Origin of the sequence: Kitasatospora sp. NPDC085879, from assembly GCF_040686255.1 — a bacterium.
Lineage (GTDB): Bacteria > Actinomycetota > Actinomycetes > Streptomycetales > Streptomycetaceae > Kitasatospora.
On the sequence record NZ_JBFBJZ010000044.1, the window covers coordinates 16,020 to 42,197 of the forward strand.

General features: G+C 74.8%; 23 protein-coding genes and 1 pseudogene. 15 read left to right on the forward strand and 9 right to left on the reverse strand.

Annotated features, from left to right (window positions below; genetic code table 11):
• Positions 1–162: 162 nt before the first annotated feature.
• Positions 163–675, forward strand: a complete 513-nt coding sequence (locus AB0P35_RS28260) for a SigE family RNA polymerase sigma factor (RefSeq protein WP_363516086.1) — start codon at positions 163–165, stop codon at positions 673–675.
• A 30-nt stretch (positions 676–705) separates the two neighbouring features.
• On the forward strand, positions 706–1,683 hold the full coding sequence (locus tag AB0P35_RS28265; protein ID WP_363516089.1) for a hypothetical protein: 978 nt from the start codon (positions 706–708) through the stop codon (positions 1,681–1,683).
• Between the two features lie 62 nt (positions 1,684–1,745).
• On the opposite strand, the gene AB0P35_RS28270 is transcribed toward AB0P35_RS28265, so the two are convergent.
• Both AB0P35_RS28270 and AB0P35_RS28275 read right to left on the reverse strand, forming a co-directional pair.
• Positions 1,746–4,199 carry a WD40 repeat domain-containing protein gene (locus AB0P35_RS28270; RefSeq protein WP_363516092.1) on the reverse strand — a complete coding sequence of 818 codons (2,454 nt, stop codon included), beginning with the start codon at positions 4,197–4,199 and terminating at the stop codon, positions 1,746–1,748.
• 63 nt (positions 4,200–4,262) lie between these two features.
• Positions 4,263–5,249 (reverse strand): GNAT family N-acetyltransferase, encoded by a 987-nt coding sequence (locus AB0P35_RS28275; RefSeq protein WP_363516095.1) that lies wholly within the window; start codon positions 5,247–5,249, stop codon positions 4,263–4,265.
• A 279-nt stretch (positions 5,250–5,528) separates the two neighbouring features.
• Here AB0P35_RS28275 and AB0P35_RS28280 point away from each other — a divergent pair, with 279 nt between their 5' ends.
• From AB0P35_RS28280 to AB0P35_RS28315, 8 genes and pseudogenes are all read left to right on the forward strand, one after another.
• Positions 5,529–6,167, forward strand: coding sequence for a TMEM175 family protein (locus tag AB0P35_RS28280; protein WP_363516098.1), 639 nt, complete (start codon positions 5,529–5,531; stop codon positions 6,165–6,167).
• 148 nt (positions 6,168–6,315) lie between these two features.
• Positions 6,316–7,676, forward strand: a pseudogene (locus AB0P35_RS28285) (hypothetical protein).
• A 122-nt stretch (positions 7,677–7,798) separates the two neighbouring features.
• On the forward strand, positions 7,799–8,809 hold the full coding sequence (locus AB0P35_RS28290) for an MBL fold metallo-hydrolase (protein WP_363516101.1): 1,011 nt from the start codon (positions 7,799–7,801) through the stop codon (positions 8,807–8,809).
• A gap of 94 nt (positions 8,810–8,903) precedes the next feature.
• Positions 8,904–9,716, forward strand: coding sequence for a Mut7-C RNAse domain-containing protein (locus AB0P35_RS28295; protein WP_363516104.1), 813 nt, complete (start codon positions 8,904–8,906; stop codon positions 9,714–9,716).
• 84 nt (positions 9,717–9,800) lie between these two features.
• The gene (locus AB0P35_RS28300) at positions 9,801–10,262 is read left to right on the forward strand and encodes a GNAT family N-acetyltransferase (RefSeq protein WP_363516107.1); all 462 of its coding nucleotides are present in this window, start codon (positions 9,801–9,803) and stop codon (positions 10,260–10,262) included.
• A 217-nt stretch (positions 10,263–10,479) separates the two neighbouring features.
• Positions 10,480–10,863 (forward strand): VOC family protein, encoded by a 384-nt coding sequence (locus AB0P35_RS28305; RefSeq protein WP_363516110.1) that lies wholly within the window; start codon positions 10,480–10,482, stop codon positions 10,861–10,863.
• 335 nt (positions 10,864–11,198) lie between these two features.
• Complete coding sequence (locus AB0P35_RS28310; protein ID WP_363516113.1) at positions 11,199–11,792, forward strand: peptidase inhibitor family I36 protein; 594 nt, start codon at positions 11,199–11,201, stop codon at positions 11,790–11,792.
• A 434-nt stretch (positions 11,793–12,226) separates the two neighbouring features.
• A complete protein-coding gene (locus AB0P35_RS28315) occupies positions 12,227–13,441 on the forward strand; it encodes a glycosyltransferase (RefSeq protein WP_363516116.1) in 1,215 nt (404 codons plus the stop codon).
• A gap of 54 nt (positions 13,442–13,495) precedes the next feature.
• Here AB0P35_RS28315 and AB0P35_RS28320 read toward each other — a convergent pair whose 3' ends face one another.
• Complete coding sequence (locus AB0P35_RS28320) at positions 13,496–13,975, reverse strand: SRPBCC family protein (RefSeq protein ID WP_363516119.1); 480 nt, start codon at positions 13,973–13,975, stop codon at positions 13,496–13,498.
• Positions 13,976–14,272: 297 nt separating this feature from the next.
• Here AB0P35_RS28320 and AB0P35_RS28325 point away from each other — a divergent pair, with 297 nt between their 5' ends.
• From AB0P35_RS28325 to AB0P35_RS28335, 3 genes are read left to right on the forward strand one after another with little or no spacing between them, the layout of a single operon-like run.
• Entirely contained in the window at positions 14,273–15,169 is an 897-nt protein-coding gene (locus tag AB0P35_RS28325; RefSeq protein ID WP_363516122.1) for a hypothetical protein, read from the forward strand.
• Positions 15,170–15,174: 5 nt separating this feature from the next.
• Positions 15,175–15,990: an SDR family NAD(P)-dependent oxidoreductase gene (locus AB0P35_RS28330; protein WP_363516125.1), complete on the forward strand. Its 816-nt coding sequence runs from the start codon at positions 15,175–15,177 to the stop codon at positions 15,988–15,990.
• Complete coding sequence (locus tag AB0P35_RS28335; protein ID WP_363516128.1) at positions 15,987–16,718, forward strand: polysaccharide deacetylase family protein; 732 nt, start codon at positions 15,987–15,989, stop codon at positions 16,716–16,718. Before AB0P35_RS28330 ends, AB0P35_RS28335 begins: the two co-directional genes overlap by 4 nt.
• Before the next feature lie 15 nt (positions 16,719–16,733).
• Here AB0P35_RS28335 and AB0P35_RS28340 read toward each other — a convergent pair whose 3' ends face one another.
• The 6 genes from AB0P35_RS28340 to AB0P35_RS28365 all read right to left on the reverse strand — a co-directional run bounded on the left by AB0P35_RS28340 (position 16,734) and on the right by AB0P35_RS28365 (position 23,793).
• Complete coding sequence (locus AB0P35_RS28340; RefSeq protein WP_363516131.1) at positions 16,734–17,828, reverse strand: hypothetical protein; 1,095 nt, start codon at positions 17,826–17,828, stop codon at positions 16,734–16,736.
• Between the two features lie 16 nt (positions 17,829–17,844).
• Positions 17,845–18,798, reverse strand: coding sequence for an NAD-dependent epimerase/dehydratase family protein (locus AB0P35_RS28345; protein WP_363516133.1), 954 nt, complete (start codon positions 18,796–18,798; stop codon positions 17,845–17,847).
• Between the two features lie 13 nt (positions 18,799–18,811).
• Positions 18,812–19,936, reverse strand: coding sequence for a DegT/DnrJ/EryC1/StrS aminotransferase family protein (locus AB0P35_RS28350; RefSeq protein ID WP_095875767.1), 1,125 nt, complete (start codon positions 19,934–19,936; stop codon positions 18,812–18,814).
• A 321-nt stretch (positions 19,937–20,257) separates the two neighbouring features.
• A complete protein-coding gene (locus AB0P35_RS28355; protein ID WP_363516136.1) occupies positions 20,258–21,319 on the reverse strand; it encodes a PhlD in 1,062 nt (353 codons plus the stop codon).
• A 278-nt stretch (positions 21,320–21,597) separates the two neighbouring features.
• The gene (locus tag AB0P35_RS28360; RefSeq protein ID WP_363516139.1) at positions 21,598–22,530 is read right to left on the reverse strand and encodes an MBL fold metallo-hydrolase; all 933 of its coding nucleotides are present in this window, start codon (positions 22,528–22,530) and stop codon (positions 21,598–21,600) included.
• 450 nt (positions 22,531–22,980) lie between these two features.
• On the reverse strand, positions 22,981–23,793 hold the full coding sequence (locus AB0P35_RS28365) for an aminoglycoside adenylyltransferase domain-containing protein (protein ID WP_363516142.1): 813 nt from the start codon (positions 23,791–23,793) through the stop codon (positions 22,981–22,983).
• Positions 23,794–24,013: 220 nt separating this feature from the next.
• Here AB0P35_RS28365 and AB0P35_RS28370 point away from each other — a divergent pair, with 220 nt between their 5' ends.
• Positions 24,014–24,712, forward strand: coding sequence for a DUF6882 domain-containing protein (locus tag AB0P35_RS28370; RefSeq protein ID WP_363516145.1), 699 nt, complete (start codon positions 24,014–24,016; stop codon positions 24,710–24,712).
• 126 nt (positions 24,713–24,838) lie between these two features.
• Positions 24,839–26,095, forward strand: coding sequence for a HEAT repeat domain-containing protein (locus AB0P35_RS28375; protein ID WP_363516148.1), 1,257 nt, complete (start codon positions 24,839–24,841; stop codon positions 26,093–26,095).
• Positions 26,096–26,178: the final 83 nt, after the last annotated feature.

Sequence of the window (26,178 nt, forward strand, 5' to 3'; positions counted from 1 at the left end):
CCGCCGCGGGCACCGGCCGCCCGGCGGGCGCGGCCCGCTCCCCGGCCGCTCGCGCCCACGAATCCGAAAGATCGTCAGATCGCGTGCGACCCCCGCCCGGGTCGAGGCGTCTTCTCAGGGTGACAGCAGATCGATCGAGCAGAAACCGCCGGGGGACGACACATGCACGAGGCACTCGACTTCGACGAGTTCGCGTCCACCCGGGCGCGGAGGCTCTTCCAGGTCGCGTACCTGATGTGCGGTGACTTCCACCAGGCGCAGGACCTCGTGCAGGTCACCTTCGCCAAGCTCTTCGCCGTCTGGGGCAGGCTCGGGCGCACGGTGCCGGACGCGGGCCTGGACGCCTACGCCCGCAAGGTGCTGCTGCGGACGTACCTGTCGCAGCGCCGGCTGCGCCGGTCCGGGGAGGTCCCGACCGGGGCCGTCCCCGAGCTGCCGGACGGCGACGGCGGCAGCGCGAGCGAGCTGCGGCTGACCCTGCTGGCGGCGCTGCGCCAGCTGCCCCCGCGCAACCGGGCGGCGGTGGTGCTGCGCTACCTGGAGGACCACAGCCTCGAATCGGTGGCCGAGATCCTCGGCTGCAGCGTGGGCGCCGTCAAGGGTCTCAACACGCGCGGCCTGGCCAAGCTGCGCGAACTGCTCGGCGAGGACCGCGAACTGCTGTTCCGACACTGACGAACGACCAACAGCGCAAGGGGTGTTGAGATGGGACTTGAGGACGACCTGACCGGGATGCTCGCGGAGAGCGTCCATGAACTGAGCCCACCGGTGAGCGCGATGGTGGCGGAGGGAAAGCGCGCCGGGCGACGGCGCCTGAAGATCAGGCGGAGCCTCCAGGCGGTCGGGGCCGCCGCGGTGGTCGCCGCTCTGGTGTCGACGGTCGCCGTGCTCGGGCCGCGGCCCGGCGGCTCCGACACCGTGCAGGCGGCGGGGCCCGCGACCGGCGCCGGCACCGGCTCCTCGGCGCCCGCATCGGTGCCGAGCGCAGGTGGCGCCGGGAGGGGCGGCAGCAGCACGTCGCCGAGCCCGAGCCCGAGCGTGCCGGCCGAGCCGGCCACGGCGGACCTGTCCTGGCAGGCGATGCTGAAGATCCTCTCGGACCTGCTGCCGCCCGGCGCCCACCTGGGCAATCTGGATCCGTTCGCGGTCAAGTTCCGCACCGGTGCGGACGCCCGCTACATCGAGCTCCAGTACAACGACGGCCACGGCGCCTCGACGGTCATGGTGGAGGTGAGCCGCGGCGGCCGCCCGAGCCCGGTCACCTGCGAGAACTGGGGCGGCGGCTCGGACGAGGGGACGCGGAAGCCCGGCTACGAGAAGCCCGCCTGCCTGTTCGAGCAGCTGCCGGACGGCGGCACGCTGCGCAGCTTCGTCACCGGCACCGACGTGGCCGGCCTGTACGACGAGATGGTGCACCTGGTCCGGCCCGACGGGGTCACCGTCTCGGTGACGGCCGCGAACGCGACCCTCGACCAGTACACCGGCCAGGGGGGCCTGCCGATCACGGTGACCCGCGACCGGCCGCCGCTCGGCCTGGCCGGCTGGAAGGACGTGGCCCGGAGCCCGAAGTGGCAGTTCAAGGTGCCGCAGTCGGTGGCGGACGCAGGCGTCGCCTTCGCCCGGACGGTCTCCCGCTTCCCCTGCCCGAAGGACGCGAAGAAGGCCGACTGCGTGATCGACTGACGCCCGAAGGGCGATCGGGGTGACGCCGGGTCACCCCCGCCGCTGCCGCCCCCGCTCCGCCGTCAGTGCGGGGCCAGCAGGGCGAGATGCGGTCCGAACGCCGCGAGGAGCCGGCCGCCCGGTGCGGCGGCGAGTGCCCGGACGGGCAGCGGCAGCAGACGGTCCGGGGCCGCGCTGCGCCCGGTGACCGGATCGAGGAACCGTACGGCCCGGTCCTCGGCCACGGCGGCCAGCGGAGCCCCGCCGCCGGAGGCGACCAGTACCGCCGGAGCACCGGCCGACCCCACACTGCCGATCGGCGCCATGGACGTCAGGTCCCACAGGCGCAGCACGCCCTCGCGTCCCGTGGTCGCGACGACCGGGGTGCCGCAGATCGTCGTGGCGGACACCGAGGTCACCCAGTCGGTGTGACCGGTGAGCGGTTCGCCGATCGGGCGGCCGGTGGTGAGGTCCCACACCCGTACGGTCCTGTCCCAGCTGCCGGTGACGGCGACGGGGCGTCCGCCGAGCAGGGTAGTGGTGACGGCCGTGACCCGGCTGGTGTGGCCGGTGAGCGGGTCGAGCACCGGCTCGCCCGTGGCGAGGTCCCGGACGCCGGTCGTGCGGTCGCTGCCGGCGGTGAGGACCACCGGCCGGCCGTCCAGCACGGCGGCGGCCACGGCCAGCACCCTGCCGTGGTCGGTGCCGACCGGGCGGTGCACCGCCAGGCCGGTCAGCGGGTCCAGTGTGTGCACGGTGGCGTCCGGGGCGACGCAGACCAGGACGGTGCGGCCGCCCGTCTCGACGGCCGTGACGGCGGTGGTCTCGGTGCGCAGCGGTGCCGCGGCGGGTCGGCCGGTCTCCAGGTCCCAGGTGCGGACGGTGCGGTCCGCACCTGCGGTGACGGCCACCGGGCAGCCGTCGAGGTGCGTGGCGGTCAGGGCGAGGACGTCCGCGGTGTGCCGGGCCGCCTCGCCGTCCTCGGCCTGCCGCGCCTCGGCCGGAGGTCCCGGGTGCCAGACGCGCACGGTGTGGTCGTCGCCCGCGGTGACGGCGACGGGCCGGCCGTCGACGAGTGCGGTGGCGACGTCCCAGACCTGGCCGGTGTGGCCGGCGAGGGGTTCGCCGAGCTGTCGGCCGGTGGCGGTGTCCCAGATCCGGACGGTCCGGTCGAGGCCGGTGGTCACCGCCAGGGCGGTTGTCCCGTCCGTCACCGTGTCGAGGGCCCAGACCCGGTCGGTGTGGCCGGTCAGCGGTGGTTCGGCGGTGGCGTCGGCGGTGACGGTGCCGTCCTTCGCTGCGGTGAGGACGACCGCCCGTCCGTGCCGTGCGGTGGCCACGGTCGGGGCCTCGCCGGGTCCGGCCGCCGGCCGGGTGGCGAGGCCGCCGTTCCTGCGGGTGGAGATCACGTCCCACAGGTCGGGCTGCCCGCTCGGGCCGGGGGTCGGTTCCGCGTGCCGCTGTCCGTCCGGGACGGTCCGGAAGGCCCGGGGGCCGTCGCCGGTCCGAAGGTCGGTCAGGTCCCAGCGGTGCAGGGTCAGGTCGGCGCCGGCGACGAGGGCGATGCGGCGCCCGTCCAGGTGCACGGTGGTGGTCCGCCGGGCGAGCGCGGCGTCGTGGCCCTCGGCGGCCAGGTCTCCGAGGAGTTCGGGCTCGTCCTGGTAGTCGAGGGTCACGGCGACGGCCCGGCCGTCCACGACCGCGAGGGCCTCGACGCCGAAGAGCTCCGTACTCGCCGACCACGGCAGGTCCGGGGCCGCGACCGGGAGGCCACTGCTCAGATCCCAGAGTCTGGGCGTCGCACCGTCCGCGGCGGTCTCCGCGCGGGCCGTTCCGTCCATCCCCACGGCGGCGTGCAGGACCTGGCAGGTCTCGTCGATCCGGGTGTTCGCGGCGATGTCCCACACCTCCACGGGCCGGATTCCCGGGGCCGACACGGCGATCCGGCGGCCGCCGACGACGCCGGTGGCCAGCACCGCGGAGTGGCTGCCGAGCAGCTGCCCGGTGGCCGCGTCCCACACCTGCAGGGTCCGGGTCGCGTCCATGGTCAGCACCGCGGCCCGCCCGTTCACGGCCGCGCACTCCACCAGGGCGACGATCTCACCGACCGGCCTGCCGGTCGCCAAGTCCCGGACACGGACGGCCTCGTCCGTACCGGCGCCGAACACGAGGGGCCGGCCGTCGACCTCGGCCACGGCCAGGGCGAGCACCTCGGCCGTCATCGAGGACAGCGGATCGATCGGGCCCGTCGACCACCGGTGCAGCTGCTGCCCGCTCTTCACGTCCCACACCCGCACGGTGGTGTCCCGGCTTGCCGACACGGCCATCGCCCGGCCGCCCGCGACGGCCGCGGCGACCGCCGTCACCGGTCCGCCGTGGCCGGCGAGAGTCCGCCGGAGCCGGGCGTCGGTGTCGGCACCGCTCGTCCACACGGTGCACCACCCCGGCCCGTCCCCGCCCGTCGGCACGGCCTCCGCCTGTGCACCGGCCGTGTGCCCGCCGATGTCCGATCCGTCCCCGCGCCCCGTGTCACCCATGACGGGAACCGTAGCCCCCGCCACCCACAACCCGTGGACCCGGCCCAGGCGCTCGGGCCCCGGTCAGCCCCAGGTCATGACGTACTCGTGCCTGAACACGCGGTAGCCGGCGCGCCCGAAGGCGGCCGCCATCGGCGTGTTGCCGACGTCGGTGGCGGCCCGGACCACCTCGGCCCCGGCCCCGGCCAGCACGCGGGTGCCCTCGCCGAGGATCTCCTCCGCCCAGCCGCGTCCGCGGTGCGCGGGCAGCACGCCCAGGTAGGCGATGATCGGCCGGTACGCGTTGCGGGCGGCGATCACCAGGCCCACCGGCTCGCCGGTCTCGGCCGATTCGGCGACCCGCCACCACTCGCGCGGGGTGGTGAAGTGCGCGAACTCCTCGTCGAACTGGAGCTGTGCGGCCTCGCGGGCGGTCATCCGGCTCAGGTCGTCGCGGCTGTGGGCGTCGAGGGTGTCGGTGAGGATCTCCGTGAGCAGGCCGACGAGTTCGGCCTCGCCCGTGACCGGGCGGAAGCGAAGACGTCCGGACGGCGCGGGCACGGGTGCGGCGGCCGTCCACTCCAGGCTCAGCCGTTCCACGAACGGTACGGCACCGAGGCGTCGGACGACGGCGAACGGGCCGTCGACGACCGCGCGGACGGCCGGGTCCTCCCGCCAACCGGTCGGCAGGAAGCGGCCGTACTTCGGCGGCACCGTGCCCTCGGGGACGACCGCGGCCGTGGCGCGCCGCAGCAGTGCCTCCGCGGTGGCCTCGTGGCCTGGCACGTGGTCGAACACGTCCAGCAGCAGCGGCTCGGTGCTCCCGGGCGGGCACCACCAGGCCGCGCGGGCGAGGAGCCGGCCCTCGGCGTCGAGCGCCGTCCACATCAGCTCCGGTCGGCGCCGCCCGGAGGCGAGGTCGTCGGCCAGCTCGTGGTTGAAGCAGTACGGCAGCCGGTTGAACAGGTCGATCTCGTCCGGCCCGGTGATCGGGCGCAGGACGGGAGTTCCTGCGCCGTCGGCGCGGGCAGGAACGGGGGGAATTGCGGGTACTGCCGGTACTGCGGTCAAGGCACGCTCCGTGGTGTGGTGCGCCCGGCCGCTCCGGGTCAGCGCTGCTGCGCCGCCCGGGAGGGTCCGTGCGCGGTGGTCCTGCTGGTCATCGCCGGCCCTCCTCTCGTGTGCTCACGTCGGTGACTGTCCGTCGGCCCGTAGTTCTACCCGCCGTCCGCGCCGTTCGCAATCGATTTGTCCCCGGCCGGTCAATGGCGCGGGACTGCCAGCGTGTCGTAGCGCCGGCGGCGGCCGGTCGCGCGGCGAGGATGGGCCGGACCGACGAGGGAGGCTGCGGTGCAGGCGAGGAAGCTGCGGAGATTCGAGGAGCGCGCCGCGGACCGGCTGGTGTTCTTCTCCGACGCCGTGGTGGCCATCGCGATCACCCTGCTGGCGCTGGAGCTTCCAGTGCCCGAGGGACACACGGTCGCCGAGTTCCGGTCCGCCGTCCGCGACGACCTCGGCCACTACCTGGCGTTCGTGATCAGCTTCGCGGTGATCGCCTCCGCCTGGGGCCAGCACAACCGGGTGTTCTGCTACACCGAGCGCACCGACACGCGGCTGCGCATGCTCAACGCGGGCTGGCTGCTGACGATCGTGCTCAACCCGTTCGCCACCAAGCTCCTCACCACCGAGGGCGACGACGTGGAGACGGTCGGCCTGCGCTTCGGGTTCTACGCCCTGCTGCAGTTCCTGGCGCACGCGGCGGTGATCGCCATGGAGCGCCGGATGACCTCGCACGACCTGCGGGCCCCGGACGTCCCGCCGGAGCTGGTCGCCGCCGGGGAGCCGGTGCTGTACGGGGTGCTGCTCGGCTTCGGGCTGTCCGTGCCGTTGTTCTTCCTCACCTCGTACGCCTGGGTCCTGTGGATCGTCTGCCCCGTGGTGGCCGGCCGGCTGCCCCGGAGCCGGCCGGCCGCCACCGGCGGCGACTGACCGGGGACCCCCTCAGGTCGTACGGGCCGTACGCACGGAGGCGGAGGCCGGCCGGCTCCGGGCCCGGCCCCAGGTCGTGCCGGGCATCGATTTCGGGCCGATGCCGCGGCGGGTGGCGCCTCGCCAGCATGGTGGCCTGACCGAGAACATGACGTTGTTTCGAATGTCGCCCGCCGATCTCCTGGCGGTGCTGGGGGCCGTGGCGCTCGTGCTGGTGCGCTGGCTGCCGCCCCGGGCCCGCCGGGCGACGGCGCTGGGTGCCGCGGGCGCGGTGCTGGCGGCCGGCGCGGTGTCGGCGGTGGGCGGTGCGCTGCGCTGGCCGTCGGCGCCGGTGTTCCTGGCGGCGGCCCTGGTCGCGCCGTTCGCCCTCGTAGCCGCGCTGCCGTCGCGGTCGGGCCGGCCGCGGCGTGGGCGTTCCCGGTGCCGGAGTTCCCGCGGCCGTCCGGGCCGTTCGCGGTCGGCACCCGGGTGCTGGAGTGGACGGACGAGCAGCGCCCCGAGACGGCGACCGCCGACCCGGACGACCGGCGCACCGTCGTGGTCCAGCTCTGGTACCCGTCCGAGCCGTCCGCCGGCGGGGCGCGCGCCCGCTACCTGGGGCGCACCGAGCAGGAGGCCCGGACGGTCTCGGACGGTCTCGCCGACTACGCGGGCCCGCCCGGCTTCCTGCTCGACGGGCTTCCGCGCGCCCGCACCGCGTCGGTTCCGGACGCGCCGGTGGCCGCCGCGGGCGGGCGGTTCCCGGTCGTGCTCTTCTCCCCCGGCCTGGGCGGGGTCCGCGGCCAGAACACCGCCTGGGCGGAGGAGTTGGCCAGTCACGGCTATGTGGTGGCCGGTGTCGACCATCCCTACGACTCCGCGGCCGTGGTGCTCGCCGACGGCCGGACGGTCCGCACCGAGGTCTCCGCCACCGGCGACCGCGCCGAGGACGAGCGGCGGGCCGTCCGCTGGACGGAGATCCGGGCCGCCGACCTCGGCTTCGTCCTCGACCGGCTGGGCCTGATCGGGAGCGGGCAGGCGCCGGGCCCGCTGACCGGCCGACTCGACACCGGCCGGGCCGCGGTGGCCGGCCACTCGCTCGGCGGTGCCGCGGCCCTCCTGGCGGCCCGCCGGAACGCGGCCTTCGCCGCCGTCATCGACCTGGACGGCGCCCCGCACGACCCCGCTCCGCAGCCGTACCACCAGCCGGTGCTCGCCCTCACCCAGGCCATCGGCCCGCAGACCGACCCGGACTACCTGCCGAGGCTCACCGAGGTCCTCGCCCTCAGCACCGCGACCACCTACCGGCTGACCGGGCCCGGGGCGGCACACCTGAGCTTCACCGACGCCCCGCTCTACCTGCCGCCGATGCCGTCGCTCGTCGGCTCCCTCGGCCGTTCCGACGGCGCCGCGCTGACCGCCGCCGCGAGCCTGGCCTTCCTCGACAGCGCACTGCGCGGCGTCCCCGGGGACCCGGCCCCGGCGCTGGCCGCGCACGGCGAACTCACCGTCCACCGCGCGAGCCGCTGAGACCTCACCGACCGTCACCTCGCCTCGTGGCGCGCGAAGTTCGCATGCAACCGGAAGCAGTCGGGGCGCCGTCCCTGTCCACAGGTGCCGGCCGGCACCCGCACCCGGGGAGAGGGAACCGCATGCACGAGAACCCGATCGCACGCCGCAGCCTGCTCAGGACGGCCGCCGCGGGGGCCGCCGCTCTGCCCCTGGCCGCCACCGCCGCCACTGCCGCCGCACCGCAGGCGGTCGCCGCCGAGGCGGCACCGGGCACGACGGGGGCACCGGGCACGGGGGCACCGGACACGGGGGCGGCCTCGCACGGCGACACGGCGTTCCGCTGGCTGGGCACGGCCGGCTGGCGGATCGAGTCCGCCGGGAAGAACGTGCTGTTCGACCCGTACATCACCCGCTTCGACACCGGCCTGTTCAAGCCGCCGTTCAACAGCGCGACACCGCTGACGGTCGACGGCGACCTGGTGGACCGTCACGCCGGCACCCCCGACCTGATCCTGGTCAGCCACAGCCACTGGGACCACATCAACGACGTGCCGCACCTGGCGGCCCGGAGCTCGGCCCAGGTGATCGGCACCGCCACCACCTGCCACCTGCTGCGCGCCATGGGGGTGCCCGCCTCCCGGCTGGTCGTGGTGAAGGGCGGCGAGGTCCTGGACTTCGGGTACTGCACGGTCGAGGTGGTGGCGAGCCTGCACAGCCGCAACGCGGAGCACCGGTACTTCGCCCCGGGCACGCTCACCGCACCGCCCGCCGCAGCGCCGGCCACCATCGCCGACCTGCCGGAGGGCGACACCCTGGCGTTCCGGATCCGCTTCGGCGACGGCCCGTCCGCGTTCCTGATGGGCGCGAGCGACTTCGTGGCGCGCAACCTCGCCGGGCTGCGGCCGGACGTCGCCATGGTCGCCGTACAGAGCAGCACCGCCACCCACACCTACGTCGAGCGCCTGCTGACCGCACTCGACGGCCCGCGGACGGTCGTCCCGGTGCACTGGGACAACTTCGAGACGCCGCTCGCCGAACCGGCCGTCCGCGACCCCGGTGCCGACCTGGACGGCTTCCTCGCCCGGGTCCGCCGCCACTCCCCCGGAACCCGGCTGGTCGTCCCCGAGCACCTGGCTCCGCTCCGGTTCTGACCGGGGACGGTGCCGTTTCCGACCTAGGGAGGGCGCGGACCGCCCGCCGGGAAATGGCGGGACCGGCGGGTCCCTCACCTGGCATCCTGGGCGTGTGGAGAGATCGGAGATCCGGATCGAGTTCGACCCGGCACTGCAGCTGTTCGTGAACGTGCGCCGACGGGCCGGCCGGTCGGCCGTGAAGACCGACGGCACCTCGACACTCGGGCACGTGGTGGAGTCGCTCGGCGTGCCGCTCACCGAGGTCGGCGGCCTGGTCGTGGACGGCGCGCCGGCCGGCACCGCCCATGTCCCCTCGCCCGGCGAGCAGGTGACGGTGCTGGCCGTGGCCAGGCCCCAGCGGCTCGCCGGACCGCCCCGGTTCCTCCTCGACGTCCACCTGGGCACGCTCGCCCGACGCCTGCGCCTGCTCGGCGTCGACGCCGCCTACGAGAGCGTGGACATCGGCGACCCGGCGCTCGCGGCCCGCTCGGCCGCCGAGCAGCGCGTCCTGCTCTCCCGCGACCGCGGGCTCCTGCACCGGCGGGAGCTCTGGGCCGGCGCCTACGTGTACAGCCACCGCCCCGCCGACCAACTGCGGGACGTGCTCTCCCGGTTCGCTCCCCCGCTCGCCCCGTGGACACGCTGCACCGCCTGCAACGGCACCCTGCGCGAGGCCGCCAAGACCTCCGTCCTGGAACACCTGGAGGACGGCACCGAGCGCTCCTACGACGTCTTCGCGCAGTGCACGGAGTGCGAGCAGGTGTACTGGCGCGGTGCGCACCACGAGCAGCTCAGCGGCATCGTGGCCGAGGCCGTGGCGGAGTTCGGCGGGCCGGACGGGCGGCCGGCCGCGCCGGCGGGCCCGCTCCACACCTCCGTCGCCGCGCAGCGCCCGGCGCCGGCGTCGGCCGGCAGAACCCGATGACCCTGGTCCACTTCGCCGGAGCCCACCGCGAGAGGGGTGGTTAATCGCATGCCGCGGAGCCTCCCACCGGCCATACTCTGCGGCGTGACGAACGACCACGGCCCCGGCCTGACCCTGACCACCGGTGAACGCGACGCCGAGCTCAACGAGCGGCTGTCCGACGAACTGGACGCCTTCAACACGGCTGCCACCGGTGCGGCCGACCGCGGCACGTTCTCGGTGAAGGTCACCGACGAGACGGGGGCATTGGTCGGCGGCCTGGCCGCATGGACCTGGGGCGGTCTCTGCGGCATCGGCATGCTCTGGCTGCGCGAGGACAGCCGCAAGGGCGGCCTGGGCGGCAGAATCCTGCGGGCCGCCGAGGCGGAGGCGCTGCGACGCGGCTGCGACCGCGTGACCGTCTCCTCGTTCACCTTCCAGGCCCCCGGCTTCTACCAGCGCCACGGCTATGTCGAGACCGGCCGAACGCTCGGCATCCCCGGCGGGCACGAGGACGTCCACATGTTCAAGTCGCTGACCGAGCCGACACCTTCGGACGCCCACTGACCGCACCGCTCACCGCGGTCGCGTCGAGGCCTTGCGGATGAGCCCCCGGCAGTGCACGTCCGATCGAAGGTCCACGACCGCTCGGACCGATCCCGCAGGAACCTTCCCGGTCCTTCCAGTGCGGGTATCGAGAGGTTGTCAGGCGCCGGAGCCGCACACGCGAGGAACGAGCGTGACTCGGTGGCGTTCGGAGTGGAAATCAGGAAGGCTCGGGCGCATGATCTCGGTACTGCAGAACGTGGCGATTGACTGTGCGGATGCCTACGAGCTGGCCCGGTTCTGGAGCAGGGTGACCGGCCGTCCGCTGCATCCGGAGGACAAGCCGGGTGATCCGGAGGCTCAGGTCCTGCTGACGGAGGGCCCGGTCCTGCACTTCAACCAGGTGCCCGAAGCCAAGACGATCAAGAACCGGATCCATCTGTGCTTGCGCCCGGATACCTCGCGCGAGCAGGAGGTGGAGAGACTGCTGGGTCTCGGCGCCACCCTTGTCGCCGATCACCGGAATCCCGATGGCTCCGGCTGGGCGATCCTCGCTGATCCCGAAGGCAACGAATTCTGCGTTCTGCGCAGCGAGTCCGACCGAGCCGCCATGAATTCCTGACTCTTCCACGGCCGCCGTGGCCGGCTTCGGACGAGTGCCGGGCGCAGCCGTTCGTCGATGGCCGCAACGAGGACGGCCACTTCGTACAGGCGCGGTTCTCCCGGGAGGAGGACGCCTCATGGGCATCCAGCTCGGTCGTTACCGGCCGTGGCGGGGGCCCATCGGAGGCCGTTCACAGCGTGTTGCAATCTGGTCTCACAGTGTGATTGCAGCCTGGTCGCCGACCTCTGGGGCGGCAAGAATGTGTGCCCCGGACACCACGACCGCCAGGGGGAGTCAGTGGCTGCTGTTCACATGAGCACGCCCACGCCGACCGTGACCACCATGGGGGACCGATGAGTACTCAGCCCCCTACACCACCAAGCTTCTTCGCCAGGCACGCCAAGTTGATCATCGGAGGCATCGCAGTACCGATCCTCGTGGCTCTGATCCCGATCATCCTCGGCAATTTCGCGGGCAGGGGCGGCTCCGGAAATCCCACCACGATCGGTGCAGCCGGAAACAGCCCCACCAACCCTCCTCCGACGAGCGGCCCCACCAGCCCTCCGCCGACAAGCCATCCCACCACGAGCCGCCCCACCACGAGCCGCCCCATCAGCCCTCCCAGAAATTCCCCCACCACGGCAAAGGGCGGCAGTGAGACCGACTGGGTCTGCCCCGGCGGAACGTTCTGCGCCTGGGACAGTCCAAATGCGGCCGGCAACATGATCGTCGAGAAGGACTCTGCGTGCCGCCTGTACGACATTGGGAGCGCTGGGCTGGGTGACCGGATCAGCTCGTATCAGAATCGGACCGGTGTAGCCGTCGGCCTCTACAACTGGGATGGCAAACAGTGGGTGCTTCTCCTGAGCGTGGCAGACGGCAAACGAGGCAACTTGCCGGGATCGGCGGACAAACAGACTGATGCGGTCAAGGTCTGCGACGGCTGAGAAGCGGTACTCGACCCGGTGTACGGCCAGGCTCGCCCCAGTGGAGAGTCCGTGAATTCGGAACGGCGGGGCTGGCCCCCAGATGCGGGAGACCGGTCGTTCAGCGCGCAGCGCGCGTGGCCGTCTACGCGGCATCGGCCTTTCGACACATGATCATGAGAGTCATGATGCCAGGCACGGCTGTCCTGCCGCACCCAGTTCGACGTCCGCAACGGCCTCCGGGCCGCCGGCGAGGGCAGTTTCGGGTCGACTCTGAGAGTCACCCGGCCCCGAGGGCCGCCGGCAGGAAGGCATCGGGCAAATGACAGAGGCAGGGAGACACAACTCCCTGCCACTATCAACCTATAGCGCACCGGGGGGCTTGCGGCAAGACCCCGGTGTTGCCGCAGAATCGGCGGCCGAAAGCCACTGCCTGCGGAAACGGGAGTCGCGAAGTGCGTGTGTTGTTGACGACGTGGGGATCGCGCGGAGATGTCGAACCGCTGGCGGGGCTGGCGGCGGCGTTGCGGGAACTCGGTGCGCAGGTGCGGGTGTGCGCGCCGCCGGACGAGGAATTCGTGGCGTTGCTGGCGCGTGTCGGCGTGCCGCTGGTGCCGCTCGGGCCGACGGTGCGGTCGGTGGTCGCCGGTACGAGGCCGCCGACGGCGCAGGACGCCTTTCGGCTCGCTCCCGAGCTGGTCGCGGCGCGGTTCGACACGCTCACCGCGGCGGCCGAGGGATGTGACGTGCTGCTGGCGACCGGCCTGATGCCGGCCGGCGCGCGGGACGTGGCCGAGGCGTCGGGTGTCCGCTACGTGTACGCGTGTTTCCACCTCGCCGGGCTGCCGTCGCGGCACTTCCGTCCCGGGGTGCGGCCGGGCACGCCGTCTCCGCAGGACGAGACGGACAACCGGGTGCTGTGGGAGCAGGACGCCCAGCGGGTGAACGCGTTGTACGGTGCGGCGCTCAACGGCCGTCGGGCGGCGATCGGCCTGCCGGCGGTGGACAACGTCCGCGACCACGTCTTCACCGACCGGCCGTGGCTGGCGGCCGATGCGACGCTCTGTCCGTCGCAGGGCATGACGGACCTCGACCTGGTGCAGACCGGGGCATGGATCCTGCCCGACGACCGTCCGCTCCCGGACGGGTTGGAGGCGTTCCTGAACGCCGGCACACCACCCGTGTACGTGGGCTTCGGCAGCATGGCCGCACACGCCCCGGAGGGCATCGCCCGGGTGGCCGTCGAGGCGTGCCGCGCCCACGGCCGCCGCGTACTCCTCGCCCGCGGCTGGGCCGACCTGGCCCCGATCGACGACGCCGACGACTGCTTCGTCGTCGGCGAGGTCAACCAGCAGGCACTGTTCCGCCGGGTGACGGCCGTGGTGCACCACGGCGGCGCGGGCACCACGACGACGGCGGCCCGGGCCGGCGCGCCCCAGGTGGTGGTCCCGCGGATCGCGGACCAGCCGTACTGGGCGGCCCGGGTGGCGGCGCTGGGCGTCGGCGCGGCTCACGACGGCTCGACGCCGACCTTCGACTCGCTGTCCGCCGCGCTCAGCACGGCACTGATGCCCGGGACCCGTACCCGGGCGACGGCCGTGGCCGGCACGGTCCGGGCCGACGGGGCGATGGTGGCCGCGAAGCTGCTGTTCGACGCGGTCGGCCGGTGACGGCCACCCGTGACCGTATGAGCCAAAGGACACGGGAGGTCGGCTGACCGGCCGTCAGGCGGTTGCCGGCAGGCAGGCCGCCCGGAGGCGCTGCAGGGTGGTGCGCATTCCCGCCCGGTTGTGTTCGGCCCGCTGTCCGGCCGGGGTGCCGGAGAAGACCAGGCCCAGGGTCTCGGCGGTCCGCGCGCCGGCGCCGCCGCGGCGGTGGTCGATCCAGTACTCGGTGACCAGGGTGCCGTGGCCCAGGGGTTCGAGCCGGTAGCCCCAGCGTGCGATCGGCAGGCCGAAGGTGGTGACGTCGAAGGCGAATTCCCGGTCCGACTCGTCGACGGCGATGCGGCAGGTGGTGAACCAGATCCACGCCGCCCGCCGGTTGAAGCCGACGAAGTTGCGTCCGCGCCGCCAGATGCCGATCACCTCGGGGCTGAACTCCTTCATCCGCCGGACGTCGGCCAGCAGTCCGTACACCGCCTCCGGCGGTACCCCGGGGAACTCCAGCGACTCCTCGACGGTCCAGACCCGCGTGGCGGTCATCGGTCGGCCTCCTTCTCGGCGGTGGGCGCGGCGGCGCCCGCCGCCCCCGTACCGTGCACGATACGGGCGGGGGCGACGGCGTCGGCAGGGGGATCCCCGTACCGGTCGGGCCGGTTCGCCGCGGGCGGTGCCCTGCCGTCGTCCCGCCGTGTCCCCCGGCACGTCGGCGCCGGAGCACACCTCCCGGCCGGGCGCGCTGCACGGCGGCGGGGGGTGGCACAGACTGAGGAGGGATCCCGTCGCAGTGGGGCGGGCGGTTGGGCCGTGCGGGACGGCCCTGGCGGCATTGGAGCACCCATGCTTCTGGGACTGGCCACCGCGCTCGCGGCGGCCGTGTGCTTCGGCTTCGCGTGCGTGTTCCAGGCCCGTGGCGCGCGGGCCGCACCGACCGCGGACCGGGTCCGGCCCGGGCTGCTCGCCCAGCTCGCCCGGTCGGGTCCGTTCCTGCTCGGGACGGGGCTGGACATCGCCGGGTTCGCGCTGAGCATCGTCGCGCTGCGCACCATGCCGCTGTTCTTCGTGCAGGCGGTGACCAACGCCGGCCTGGCCGTCACCGCGGGCGCCGCGGTGTGGCTGCTGGGCGCCCGGCTCCACCGCAGTGACCTGGCGGGCATCGCCGCCGTCGTCGTCGGGCTGACCCTGCTGGCCTTCGCCTCCGGCGCCGACGGCCGCAACCACGCCGGGCCGGCCTTCCACGTCGCGCTGCTCGCCGCGACCTTCGCCATGCTGCTGCTGATCGTGCCGGCGGCCCGGCACCGGGGGAACGGGGCCGCGGCCGCGCTGGGTGTGCTGAGCGGTGTCGGGTTCGGTGTCACCAGCCTGGCGGTGCGTGTCCTCGACGTGTCGGGGGTGGGTGCGCTGCTCGCCGATCCGGCGACCTACGCGCTGGTCCTCGGCGGGCTCGGCGGCTACCTGGCCTTCGCGCTCGCCCTGCAGCGCGGCAGTGTCACGGCGGCGACCGCGGCGGGCACGGTGTCCGAGACCTTCGGCCCGGCGCTGGTCGGTGTGCTCGCCCTGGGCGACCAGGCCCGGCCGGGCGCGGGCTGGGCGGCGATGGTCGGCTTCACCGCCGCGGTCGGCGGCACCGTCGTCCTCGCCCGGTTCGGCGACGTCGAGGCACCGTCGGACGGGCCGGGCGCGCCGCCGACGGACGTACCGGCCCCAGCTCCCCTCCCCCGGACCGCAGACAGGTGACCCAGGTGACCATCGACGACAGCACCGCGACCCGGTCGGCCCCCGCCGTGGACGGCGGCGGCCGCGGGGCCCGGCCGGTCCGGCCGGTCGCCCTCATCACCGGCGCGTCCTCCGGGATCGGTGCCGCCACCGCCGACCGGCTGCACGCCATGGGCTGGTCGCTGCTGCTCTCCGGGACGGACGAGTCACGGCTGGCCGCGGTCGCCGCACGGACCGGCGGCACCGCGCTGGCCGAGGACCTCAACGGCGCCGACGGGCCCCGGCGGCTGGCCGAGCGCGCGCTGGCCGCGACGGGCCGGGTGGACGCCCTGGTGGCCAGCGCCGGGATCGGCTGGCGCGGCCCGTTCGCCGAGATGCCGCCGGAGGTCCTCGCCGAGGTGGTGACGGTGGATCTCGCGGCGCCGCTGCAGCTCACCCGCGCGCTGCTGCCCGGCATGCTGGAGCGCGGCCGCGGCCGGATCGTGCTGCTCGGCTCGATGGCCGGCCAGGTCGGGGTGGGCGGCGAGGCCGCGTACGCGGCGGTCAAGGGCGGCCTCTCGCTCTTCGCCGAGAGCCTCTGGTACGAGCTGCGCGGCACCGGCGTCGGGGTCCGGATCATCCTGCCCGGGGCCGTCGACACCCCGTTCTTCGCCCGGCGCGGCACGCCGTTCCATCGCAGCCGGCCGCGCCCGCTGCCGCCGGAGTCCATCGCGGACAGCATCGCCCGGACGATCACCGGCAGCCGCAGCCGGGTGTTCGCCCCGCACTGGCTGGCCCTGCCGGCCCGGCTGCACGGTGTCGCGCCCGGGGTGTTCCGGCGGCTGGCGGACCGGTTCGCATGACCGGGCAGGGCCGGTGGGCGGTCAGGGCCGTGGCCGCGGCGGCCGGGGTGGAGGTGCTGCACCTGGCGCCGGCGGTGACCCGGCTGCCCCCGGTCGCCCGGATCGCCGCCCCGCGCACCGCCGGCATCGGTGCGCCCGGGCACGTCGCGCTGACCTTCGACGACGGACCCGACCCGCGGAGCACGCCCGCCTTCCTCGGCGCGCTCGACGCACTCGGGGTGCGGGCCACGTTCTTCGTCCTCGGCAGCATGCTGGAGCGCTCCCCCGAGCTCGGGCGCGAGCTCGTCCGGCGCGGCCACGAGGTCGGGGTGCACGGCTGGTACCACCGGCGCCCCTGGTACCCGCGGCCGGGCCGGGACCTCGCCGAGCTGCGCGCCACCGCCGATGCGGTCACCGAGCTCTGCGGAACTCCGCCGCGGTGGTACCGGCCGCCGTACGGGGTTCTGAGCTCGGGCCTAGCCGCGGCTGCGCACCGGCTGGGCATGCGCACGGTGCTGTGGACGGCGTCCGGCCGGGACTGGACCGCGCACGCCTCGCCGGAGTCGGTGTACGACGCGCTCCACCCGGATCTGCGGGGCGGGGCGACGGTGCTGCTGCACGACTCCGACTGCACCTCGGCGCCCGGCTCCTGGCGGTCCGCGCTCGGCGCGCTGCCGGCCGTCGCGGACCGCTGCGCCGCGCTCGGGCTTCGGCTGGGCCCGCTGCGGGAGCACGGCCTGGCCGCGTGAGCGGCGGGAGCGCGGTCAGGCGGCGGCGGTGAGACCGACCCGGGCGAGGGCGGCCTCGAACGCGGTCCGCCACGCGTCCGGGGTGGCGCTGGGGGACGGTTCCGGGGCCGGGCGGCGGAGCGCGGCGAGGGCGTTGCGGGCGACCTCGGGGGGCCGGGCGGAGGTGACGTCGGCGTGCCCGAGTTCCAGTTCGTGCTGGAGGTTGTCCCGGCCGTGGCCCTGGACGGTGTCGAGCAGCAGCAGACGGCGGCCGAGGGCGCGGGCCTCGCTGCAGGTGTCGCCGGAGCTGGTGACCACGAGGTCGGCGGCGGCCATCAGGGCGGGGATGCGGTCCGTCCAGCCGAAGGCGTGCACCCGGGGCTGCCGGTCCTGGACGGCGCGCAGGCGGCGCTCCAGCGTGGGGTTGCGGCCGGCGACGGCGAGGACGTGCGGTCCGGCGTCGGCGAGCGCGGCGGCGGTGCGGGCCAGCGGGCCGAGGCCCCAGGAGCCGGACATCAGCAGGACGCACCGCGCGTCCTGCGGGACGCCGAGTTCGGCGCGGGCCTCGGCGCGGCCGGGCGGCCGGTAGAACGGCCGGCGCAGCGGCGGGGGCACCACGGCGGTCGGCGCGTCGGGGCGGTAGCGGCGGACGGCGCAGGCCGCGACCTCGGAGGTGACCAGGAAGAGGTCGGTGCCGTCCTGGACCCAGAGGCGGTGCGGGGTGACGTCGGTGCACAGCACGACGTGCCGCATGCCGGGCCGTCCGGCGCGCAGGTCGTTGACGGCGGAGGTGGCGGTGGCGAAGACGGAGACGACCAGGTCGGGGCGGTGCCGGTCGAGCAGCAGCCGGATCTGGCGGGTGAGGCGGGTGCGGGCGGCGCCGTCGGCGAGCAGGGCGAGGCGGGCGCCGGGGCGCAGCGCGGCGAAGTGGAAGGCGTCGTAGAGGCCCGGCAGGTCGTGCATGCGCCGGAAGACGGCTTCGCCTGCGTTTCCGGCCCGGCGGCCGAGGAGGGCCATGGCGTCGACGGTGGTGGTGTTCCAGCCGCCGGCGCGCAGGGTGTCGGCGCAGGCCTCGGCCATCACGTCGTGGCCCTGGCCGATCGAGCCGGAGATCAGCAGTGCGGTGGGCATGGCGGCGCCGGTCCGCTCAGCGGCCGGGCCGGCCCGGTGCGGGCCGGCCGGCGGGTTGCGCGCGGTGCCAGTCGATGTAGCGGCCGACGCCGTCGGTGAAGCTGGTCTGCGGGGACCATCCGAGCAGGCGCTTGGCGCGGGCGGCGGAGATCCGGCGCGGGTTGTAGTCGGCGGGGCGGGCTTCGATGTGCTCGATGGCGACCGGTCCGAGGAGGCGGTCGACGGTGTCGGCGATCTGGCGGATCGAGACGGCGGTGGGGCCCTCCAGGGCGAAGGTCTGGTCCTGGGCGGCCGGGGAGAGGGCGTGGACGTGGGCCTCGGCGAGGTCCTCGACGTAGACGAAGTTGCGGGTCTGGCGGCCGTCGCCGGCGATGGTGATCGGCTGGTGCGCCAGGGCCGCCTTGACGAAGCGGGCGACGACGAGTTCGTCGCGCATCCGCGGCCCGTAGGGGATGCCGTAGCGCAGGATGGTGAAGTGCTGGCCGTAGAGCTCGCGGTAGCTGTGGACGAGCATTTCGGCGGCGAGTTTGCTGGCGACGTAGAGGTGGCCGCTGCGTTCGAGGTCGACGGGGACGTGCTCGTCGAGTTCGCCGCCGTCGGGTCCGGGTTCGCTCTGGGCGGCGCCGTAGACCCAGACGGTGCTGGCGAGGACGGTGCGGCTGAGGTCGGCGAGGCGGGCGGCCTCGAGGACGGTGGCGGTGCCGTCGATGTTGACGCGGACGGCGCGGACGGGGTCGGCGGCGACCTTCTCGACGTCCGCCATGGCCGCGAGGTGGAAGACGACCTCGGTGCCGTGCAGGGCGGCGGTGAGGGCGGGCAGGTCCAGGATGTCGAGCCGGGCGTGCTCGGCGGCGGGGTTGACGTACTGGTCGGTGGTGTCCACGACCAGGACCTCGTGGCCGGCGGCGAGCAGCCGGTCGACGACGTGGGAGCCGATGAATCCGCAGCCTCCGGTGACCGCTACGCGCATGGTGCGTCCTCCTTCATCCGGCCAGTCGGCGGTGGACGGCCGTGACGGCCTCGATCACTCGGGTGCTCTCGTCCTCGGTCATGTCGGAGTGGACCGGGAGGCAGATCTGGCGGGCGCACAGGTCCTCGGCGACCGGCAGCGGCGGGCCCTGGTAGGGGCCGAAGACGGGCTGGCGGTGCAGCGGCAGGTCGTAGACCTCGCCGGCGAGGCGGACGCCGAAGCCGTCGAACACCTCGCGTTTGAAGCGGGTGCGGTCGGTGCCGGGGGGCAGCAGGACGACGTACTTGTAGATGTTGCTGCGGCAGCCGGGGGGTTCCGGGATCGCGTCGAGGCCGTCGACGGCGGCGAGCGCGGTGTCGTAGCGGCGGGCGACCTCGCGGCGGGTCTCGACGAACTCCTTGAGGCGGCGGAGGTGGATGGTGCCGACGGCGGCGTTCAGTTCGCTGAGGCGCCAGGCGTAGCCCTGCCGGACGTGGTGGTTGGTGGTGAAGGAGCCCTTGCCCTGGTCGCGGTAGATCCGGGCCTCGTCGCGGACGGCGGGCGACTCGGTGAGGATCATGCCGCCCTCGCCGCTGGTGACGACCTTCGTCGGGTAGAACGAGAAGGCGCCGCCGAGTCCGAAGGAGCCGGCCGGGCGGCCCGCGTAGCTGCTGCCGTGGGCGTGGGCGGCGTCCTCGATCAGGGGGATCCCGCGGGCGTCGCAGAGTGCCCGCAGGGCGTCCACCCGGGGGGTGACGAGGCCGCCGATGTGGACGAGGACGACGGCGGCGGTGTCCGGGGTGAGGGCTGCTTCCAGGGTCTCGGGGCCGAGGGCGAGGGTGTCGGGGTCGACGTCGGCCATCACCGGGTTGCCGCCGGCGTGCAGGACGGCGGCGCCGGTGGCGTAGAAGGTGACGGCGGGGACGACGACGTCGCGTCCGCGGACGCCGACGGTGCGCAGCAGCACTTCGAGGGCGGCGGTGCCGCTGGCGACGGCGACCGCGTGGGCGGCCCCGTGCTCGGCCGCGAAGGCCTGCTCGAACCGTTCCGTCCAGGGGCCGAGGGTCAGCGCGCCGGTGGCGAGGATCTGATCCAGTGCCTCGGCGGCCGCCGCACGGTCGGCCTCGTCGAACACGATGCGAGCCGCGGGTACCCCCACGTGACACCTCCAGCAGCCGGATGGGCAGCCCGCCCACACTTGGTCAGGGCATCTCAGGCTAAATCCGGCAGACCGGACGGGGGCGATCGGAGAGCGCCGGCGGCGAGGGCCGGGGCGGCCGCCGCCGGGGCGAACTCCGCGGCCGCGGGCGGCCGGGCCGCCCCGCGGCCGGGGGATCATGCGACGGAATGCCGGTTCGTCCACCCGGGTGGCTCGACCGGTGCCGGGGCGGGGCCGCCGGGCCGCGCGCGGTGGGGACGGGGAGGCCGGCGCGGCGGGCGGGTGGCTGGTGCGGGGCGCGGCACGTCGGGCCGCAGCGGGTCAGCCCGCGGCGGGGTCGTGCCAGCCGACGAGCAGGGCGCCGCAGGTGACGCCTGGGCCGATGCCGAGCAGCAGGCCGCGGTCGCCGTGCCGGGGCGGGGTGCGGTGGGTGCGGTCGAGGACGGAGAGGACGGTGACGCCGCCGAGGTTGCCCTCCTCGGTGAGGACGCCGCGGGAGTGCGCGAGGAAGGCCTCGTCGACGCCGAGGACGCGGCCGAGGCGGTCGAGGATGGCCGGGCCGCCGGGGTGCAGGACGCCGAAGTCGAGGCGGGTGGCGCCGTGCTTCTCCAGCCAGCCGGTCAGGGTGGGGGCGAGGTCGCCGACGGAGCGCAGCGAGGCCCGGGTGGAGGCGAAGTGGTCGCCGCGCTCGTCGGTCTCCTTGCGGTAGCGGTCGACGGTGTCCGGGATCGTGTACTCGAGGACGTGGTCGATCCGCAGGCCGGGCGCGAGCGGCCGGGAGGTGACGACGGCGGCGGCGGCCGAGTCGCCCCAGAGCGCCTTGTAGATGTGGTCCTCGACGGTGTCGTCGGTGTGCTGGTAGAGGGAGGAGAGGGACTCGGCGGCGACCACCAGGACGACGGCGTCGGGGTGGCGGGCGAGGTGCTCCTCGGCCATCAGCAGCACGTGGGCGCCGCCGGCGCAGGCCAGCTGGGTCATCGGGCGCCGGCTGATGTCCGGGCGCAGCGGCAGCAGTTGCTGCAGGCGGATGTCGAGGCCGGGCATCATGTCGCCGGTGGAGCTGGTGACGATGACGCAGTCGACGTCGGCCGGCGCGAGGCCGACCCGGTCGAGGGCGGTGCGGCAGGCGCGTTCGGCGGCCGCGGTGAGGTCGGCCAGCACGGCTGCCTGGCGGTCCGTCACGGTGCGGCCGGGGTCGGTGACCTCCTCGTAGGGGCGGGTGTAGCGGCGGGTGCCGGGCAGGTTGGCGAGTGCCTTGCGGATGACCTCGCGCCGGGGGTGGTCGGGGTTCCGGTCGAGGAAGTCCCGGCGGATCCGGTCGGCGTCGACGATGTGCTCGCCGAGGACGAGGGCCGGCGGGCTTATGTGGGCGGTGGTGTTCACGGGCGGCGTTGTCCCTCGGCGTCTTCCGGGGCCGTGCGCGGTGCGGGCGCGCGGCCGGCTGCGGTCTGCTTCGGGGGCTGGTGCCGGTCGCCGTCGCGGCGGCCGCGGCGCCGTGCCCGGTCGTGGGCGCGGCGCGGTGCGCGCCGTCCGTCATGCCCCCGCGGTGCGCACCCGACCTGACGCTACCTCGTCAAGTCGAGTGGTGATGCCGCACCCCCGGGCGGGCGCGGGCCACCGCCTGCCCGGCCCCCGGTGCCGTCGAGTTGTGCGGGTGGTCGTCAGGCGAGGCAGCGCAGCGGGGCGCCGCCGTTGCAGGTGATCATGTCGGCGAGCACCGGCGGGATCGCCAGGCGCTCGCCGGGCCGGCCGCCGGAGAGGTCGTGGTAGGCGCGGTGCAGGTTGGCCACCAGGCGCTCCGACTCGGGGAGTTCGGCGAACTCGCCGAGGTCGGCGTCCATGGCGACCTGGAGGGGTGTGAGCCCGGCGGCGCGGCCCTGGCGGGCGAGCTGCAGGACGCGGCGCAGGTAGCGGAGGTTGGTGCCGATGACGGAGGCGTCCTGGACGGGGCCGTGGCCGCTGACGACGACCGCCGGGTCCAGGGCGGCGAGTTGCTCCAGGGTGTCGATGCAGCCGGTGACGGAGCCCATCATCACGAAGGGGGTGGTCTCGCTGAAGGTGAGGTCGCCGGCGAACAGCACGCGGCTGTCGGGCAGCCAGGCGACGAGGTCGCCGGTGGTGTGGGCGGGGCCGTGGTGGATGAGCTCGACCCGGCGGTCGTCGAGGTGGAGGGTGAGCCGGTCACCGAAGGTCAGGTCGGGCTCCATCGGCTGCACGGCGCCCCACTGGACCTCGGGCCAGATCAGGGGCAGGTTGAGGCCGTCGATCAGGTTGGCCGCGCGGGCGCCCTCGTGCGCGATGACGGTGGCCTGCGGCGTGAACAGGCTTGCCCCGTAGTGGTGGTCGCCGTGGTGGTGGGTGACGACGACGCGGGTGACGGGGTGCGGGGTGAGGGCGGCGACCGCGGCCTTGAGGTCCCGGGCGCGGCGCTCGGTGGCGGTGCAGTCGATCAGGGTGGTGGACCGGCGGCCGGTGAGGACTCCCGCGTTGCTGACGCACCATCCGCTGTGCGACTGGAGGTAGACGTGCACCCCGTCCTCGATCTCGACGAGGCGTGCGGTGTCCTGGATCAGGTCGTGCGTGGCGTGCGACATGGGTCCCCCGGCCGGCGCGGCCGCCGCTGCCGTGCGGTCGCGGCGGCGATCATTGGTTGACCGGCCATTCTGTCCGCCGTGACGCCACATCAAGCTATGACCTGCATCACAGATTTACATATCGTGTGCTTTATTGATCGATCTCGAAGTCGGCCCACTGGATCCCGGTGAACTCCACCGCCAGGCCCGCCGACCGGCGTCGCGGACGTACGCCTCCTACAGGCCCTCCGCGAGAATGGCCGCCAGCCGGCCCTCGTCGGCGCCCGCGTCGGCGCCCGCGTCGCGCGCCGCGAACAGCCGCCGCGCGACCTCGGGCGGCAGGTGCTGGGAGTCTGCCGCAGCCGCGGATCGTCGGTGGAGCCGGCCGCCGACGCGAAGCCGGACTGGGCACCGGTGCGCAGCATGAACCCGCGACAAGTGGCCTTATCGCCCTGACAAACCCCGCGCGTCTCAGTGGGCCGGTCGGGCGGGGCCGTCCGCCGCCGCGGCCTCCTCCACCCGGTCGCGCACCCGGGCGAGAAAGGCCCGCACGTCGGCCTGGGGCAGCGGGCGGGCCTCGGCGCGGGGTCGGGCGAAGCTGTCCAGGGCCGCGGCGATCAGCGGGCGGAACGCCTCCTCCTCGGCGGCGATCAGACGGGCCGCCGAGCGTTTGGGCAGCCAGCGGCCGGTGCGGCAGAAGGCCGCCGCGCGGCAGCCGTTGAGCACCCGGTTGTCCGCGAGGTGGCCGGTGCCCTCGGTGTGCTCGCGGACGGAGGCGACGAGCGCGGTGAGCAGCTCGGCGCGCTGCGGGGCGGCGATCGCCTCCTGCGCTGCGCGGCCGAGCAGCGCGATACCGGACTGGTGGGCCACCGCGCGGTCGATGGCGTACCAGAACGCCGGTGTCCCGGCCGAATCGAGGCTCGCGCGACCCGGCAGCAGCGGGCCGGTGTTGAGGTCCAGCAGATAGCCGGCCCGCCCGGACGGGCGGCGGGCGAAGTCCGAGCCGTAGACCACCAGTTCCAGCCCGGCCGCCGGGCACGGCAGCCCGGGGTGGGCGAGCACCTCGGCGAGTTCGCGCAGCGCGTCGCCGGGCAGCGCCGGATCCACCAGCACCGTCACGTCCACGTCGCTGCGCCCGGGCCGGTAGTCCCCCAGCGCGACCGACCCGACCGCGTACACCCCGGCCACCGCCGGTCCGCACACGGCCCGGGTGCGGCGCACCAGTTCGCCCAGGTAGGGGCGCAGTTCGGCCGGGAGGGGCTGCGGCTGTCCGGAAGCAGTCATGGTGACAGTCTCCCCTGCGCGCCCGGACGAGGCTGCGGTTTCGGTCAGGGCCCTTCCGCAGGCCTCCGGGCGGCCGGCGCATGCATGGCGGCGGGCGCGCCGCGTTCCTGGACCTCGTCGGTCTCAGCGAGGCGGGCGAGTGTCCCGTCGTAGCCGTACCGGGGCTGCGCAAGTGTTCCCCGGTGGCGGGGCCGTCGGTGGTGCGCGGTAGGAAAGGCCCATGACCACCGCATTCAGTGACGCGTTGTTGGACGCCGCCGAGTACCACGCCGCGTGGGGCGCCGAGCAGCTCGAAACGCTCGGCTCCTTCGTCCCGGGCGGACCGTGGACGGCCGACCTGCAGACCCGGCTGTTCCGCCGGGGCGGACGCGAGTTCGTCTTCGCCGTGCTCGGCACCTTCGACCCGGCGGAGCGGTCCTGGCTGTGGGGGTGGGCGAACCCGGGCCTGCAGGGCACGCCCGCGGCGGCCGTCGCCGGACGCGCCCGCGCGTTCGGCCACCGGTACGGCGTCCCGGAGTTCACCGACGGCTTCCTCGACCTCGCCGGGTTCCCCGACCCCCGGTACGCCGCCGAGACGCTCGCCTTCGCCGCCATGGGGGTCACCGGCTCGGCCGGCTACCTGGGCGTCGACGCCGGGCCCACCACCCGGCTCTACCTGGTGCCGGACGACCCGCGGGTGCCACGGGCGGCGCCCGATCCGGTCACCGTGCCGCGTTTCCTGCTGACCGGCGCCGGCCTGTTCGGCCGCTCGGCGCGCACCGCCGTCACCGGCTACCTCGACCACCACGGCCTGCCCCGCCACGAGGAGCCGGGCCGCCTCCGCGCGACCCTCCCCGGCGGCTCGGCCATGACCGTGGACCTCGACCCCGCCGGACGCGTCGGTTCGATCCACCTGGACGCGGTCGCCCCGCGCGCCTGACCTCAAGCCCGCCGAACCCGGCCCGGTTCGGTCAGGTGCCGGCGCCGGACCCTACCGCCGGTCCGCCGTCCGGCCCCGTCGGCTTCGGCGGACGGGGCGTCAGTGGGGTGTCCTAGCCTCTCGGTCATGGGCACGGAACAGCAGGTGGACGGGCTGATCGAGCAGCTGCGGTGCGGAGCGGGCGACGGGCGGGAGGCGGTCGACCGGCTGGTGTCGGCGGGCGAGCCGGTCGTGCCTGCGCTGCTCGCCGCACTGCCCGGCTTCGACCGGTCCGGGCGGGCGGCGGTCGGGCAGGTGCTGCGCGGGATCGGCCCGGCAGCCTGCCGGGTGGCGGTCGAGGTGCTCACGGGGGGCGGCACGCCGCCGACGACGTGGGAGCTCACCGCCGTGCTCGACATGCTCGACGACCGCTGCTCGGACGAGTTGACGGGCCTGCTGCGGCACCCGCTGCCGCAGGTCCGCAGCGCCGCGCTCCACGCCCTGGGGGCTCTGGGGCGGGCGGGCGCGCCCGCGGTGCTCTCCGTCCTGCCGCTGCTCGCCGACGGGCGGGATTCGTCCTCGGCCGAGCGGGCCCTGCGGGCGATGGGCCCCGGGATCGTCCCGGAGCTGCTGGCCGTCCGGGCGGCGGGCCCGGGCCGTCTGCGGCGCCATGCCCTGCATGCCCTCGCCGCGCTGGGCGCCTGCGACCGACTGACGGAGCGTGACCGCAGGACGTTGGAGCGGCTGGTGCGGATCAAGCTGATCGACGACCGGCGCCCCGACCCGGACTGGGACTACCACTGGGTCGCGGTGCCGGGCGACACGTACGAGGGCGCGTTCGAGGTGCTGGGGCTGCACGACCGGATCCCCGCCACGCTGGCGATGGGCGTGTCCGGCCGGATCCACGACGAGGCGGTCGTGCCGGGCCCGGACGGCACCGGGCTGACGGTGAACCGGGTGTTCGTCACGCCCGAGATCGCCGGGTGGCGGCTGCTGTTCGGCGGGATCCTGGTGAACTGCCCAGACGAGGGGGTGCTGGAGCTGCTCGCCGAACGGTGCGGGCAGGCGTGCTACTTCGGCCGGGACGGCTACGACGACGAGCACCTGTGGGCCGTTGCGGAGCGGGGCCGCGGCATCGTCCGTTCCTACGCGACGTACCGCGAGCCCGCCTGGACGGGCGAGCCGCTCCCCTGGGAGGAGCCGCAGACGGCGGACCCGCAGTGGGAGCCCGGCCTGTACGAGCCCAACGCCTCGCTGGAGTCGGATTCGCAGGCGGTGGCCGCCCGGCTCTGCGTCGACCCCGAGGACATCGGCGACGACACCCCGATGACCGGTCACGGCTGGTTCGCGCTGACGGCGCCCGGTGTCGGGCACGGGGTCTTCCCCGGGGTTCTCTCCATCTGACGGACCGCTGACCGAGCGCTGACCGACCGACGGAGACCGGGGTGGGTGTGAACGGGACGGCGGTGGCCGCCGGCCGCGGAGCT

Coding starts and splice junctions, on each gene's coding strand:
- AB0P35_RS28360 (WP_363516139.1), bottom strand. CDS start 22,530: ATGTCGCACGCCACGCACGACCTGATCCAGGACACCGCACGCCTCGTC.
- AB0P35_RS28260 (WP_363516086.1), top strand. CDS start 163: ATGCACGAGGCACTCGACTTCGACGAGTTCGCGTCCACCCGGGCGCGG.
- AB0P35_RS28310 (WP_363516113.1), top strand. CDS start 11,199: ATGAGTACTCAGCCCCCTACACCACCAAGCTTCTTCGCCAGGCACGCC.
- AB0P35_RS28270 (WP_363516092.1), bottom strand. CDS start 4,199: ATGGGTGACACGGGGCGCGGGGACGGATCGGACATCGGCGGGCACACG.
- AB0P35_RS28335 (WP_363516128.1), top strand. CDS start 15,987: ATGACCGGGCAGGGCCGGTGGGCGGTCAGGGCCGTGGCCGCGGCGGCC.
- AB0P35_RS28345 (WP_363516133.1), bottom strand. CDS start 18,798: ATGCGCGTAGCGGTCACCGGAGGCTGCGGATTCATCGGCTCCCACGTC.
- AB0P35_RS28305 (WP_363516110.1), top strand. CDS start 10,480: ATGATCTCGGTACTGCAGAACGTGGCGATTGACTGTGCGGATGCCTAC.
- AB0P35_RS28290 (WP_363516101.1), top strand. CDS start 7,799: ATGCACGAGAACCCGATCGCACGCCGCAGCCTGCTCAGGACGGCCGCC.
- AB0P35_RS28375 (WP_363516148.1), top strand. CDS start 24,839: ATGGGCACGGAACAGCAGGTGGACGGGCTGATCGAGCAGCTGCGGTGC.
- AB0P35_RS28265 (WP_363516089.1), top strand. CDS start 706: ATGGGACTTGAGGACGACCTGACCGGGATGCTCGCGGAGAGCGTCCAT.
- AB0P35_RS28365 (WP_363516142.1), bottom strand. CDS start 23,793: ATGACTGCTTCCGGACAGCCGCAGCCCCTCCCGGCCGAACTGCGCCCC.
- AB0P35_RS28320 (WP_363516119.1), bottom strand. CDS start 13,975: ATGACCGCCACGCGGGTCTGGACCGTCGAGGAGTCGCTGGAGTTCCCC.
- AB0P35_RS28340 (WP_363516131.1), bottom strand. CDS start 17,828: ATGCCCACCGCACTGCTGATCTCCGGCTCGATCGGCCAGGGCCACGAC.
- AB0P35_RS28370 (WP_363516145.1), top strand. CDS start 24,014: ATGACCACCGCATTCAGTGACGCGTTGTTGGACGCCGCCGAGTACCAC.
- AB0P35_RS28325 (WP_363516122.1), top strand. CDS start 14,273: ATGCTTCTGGGACTGGCCACCGCGCTCGCGGCGGCCGTGTGCTTCGGC.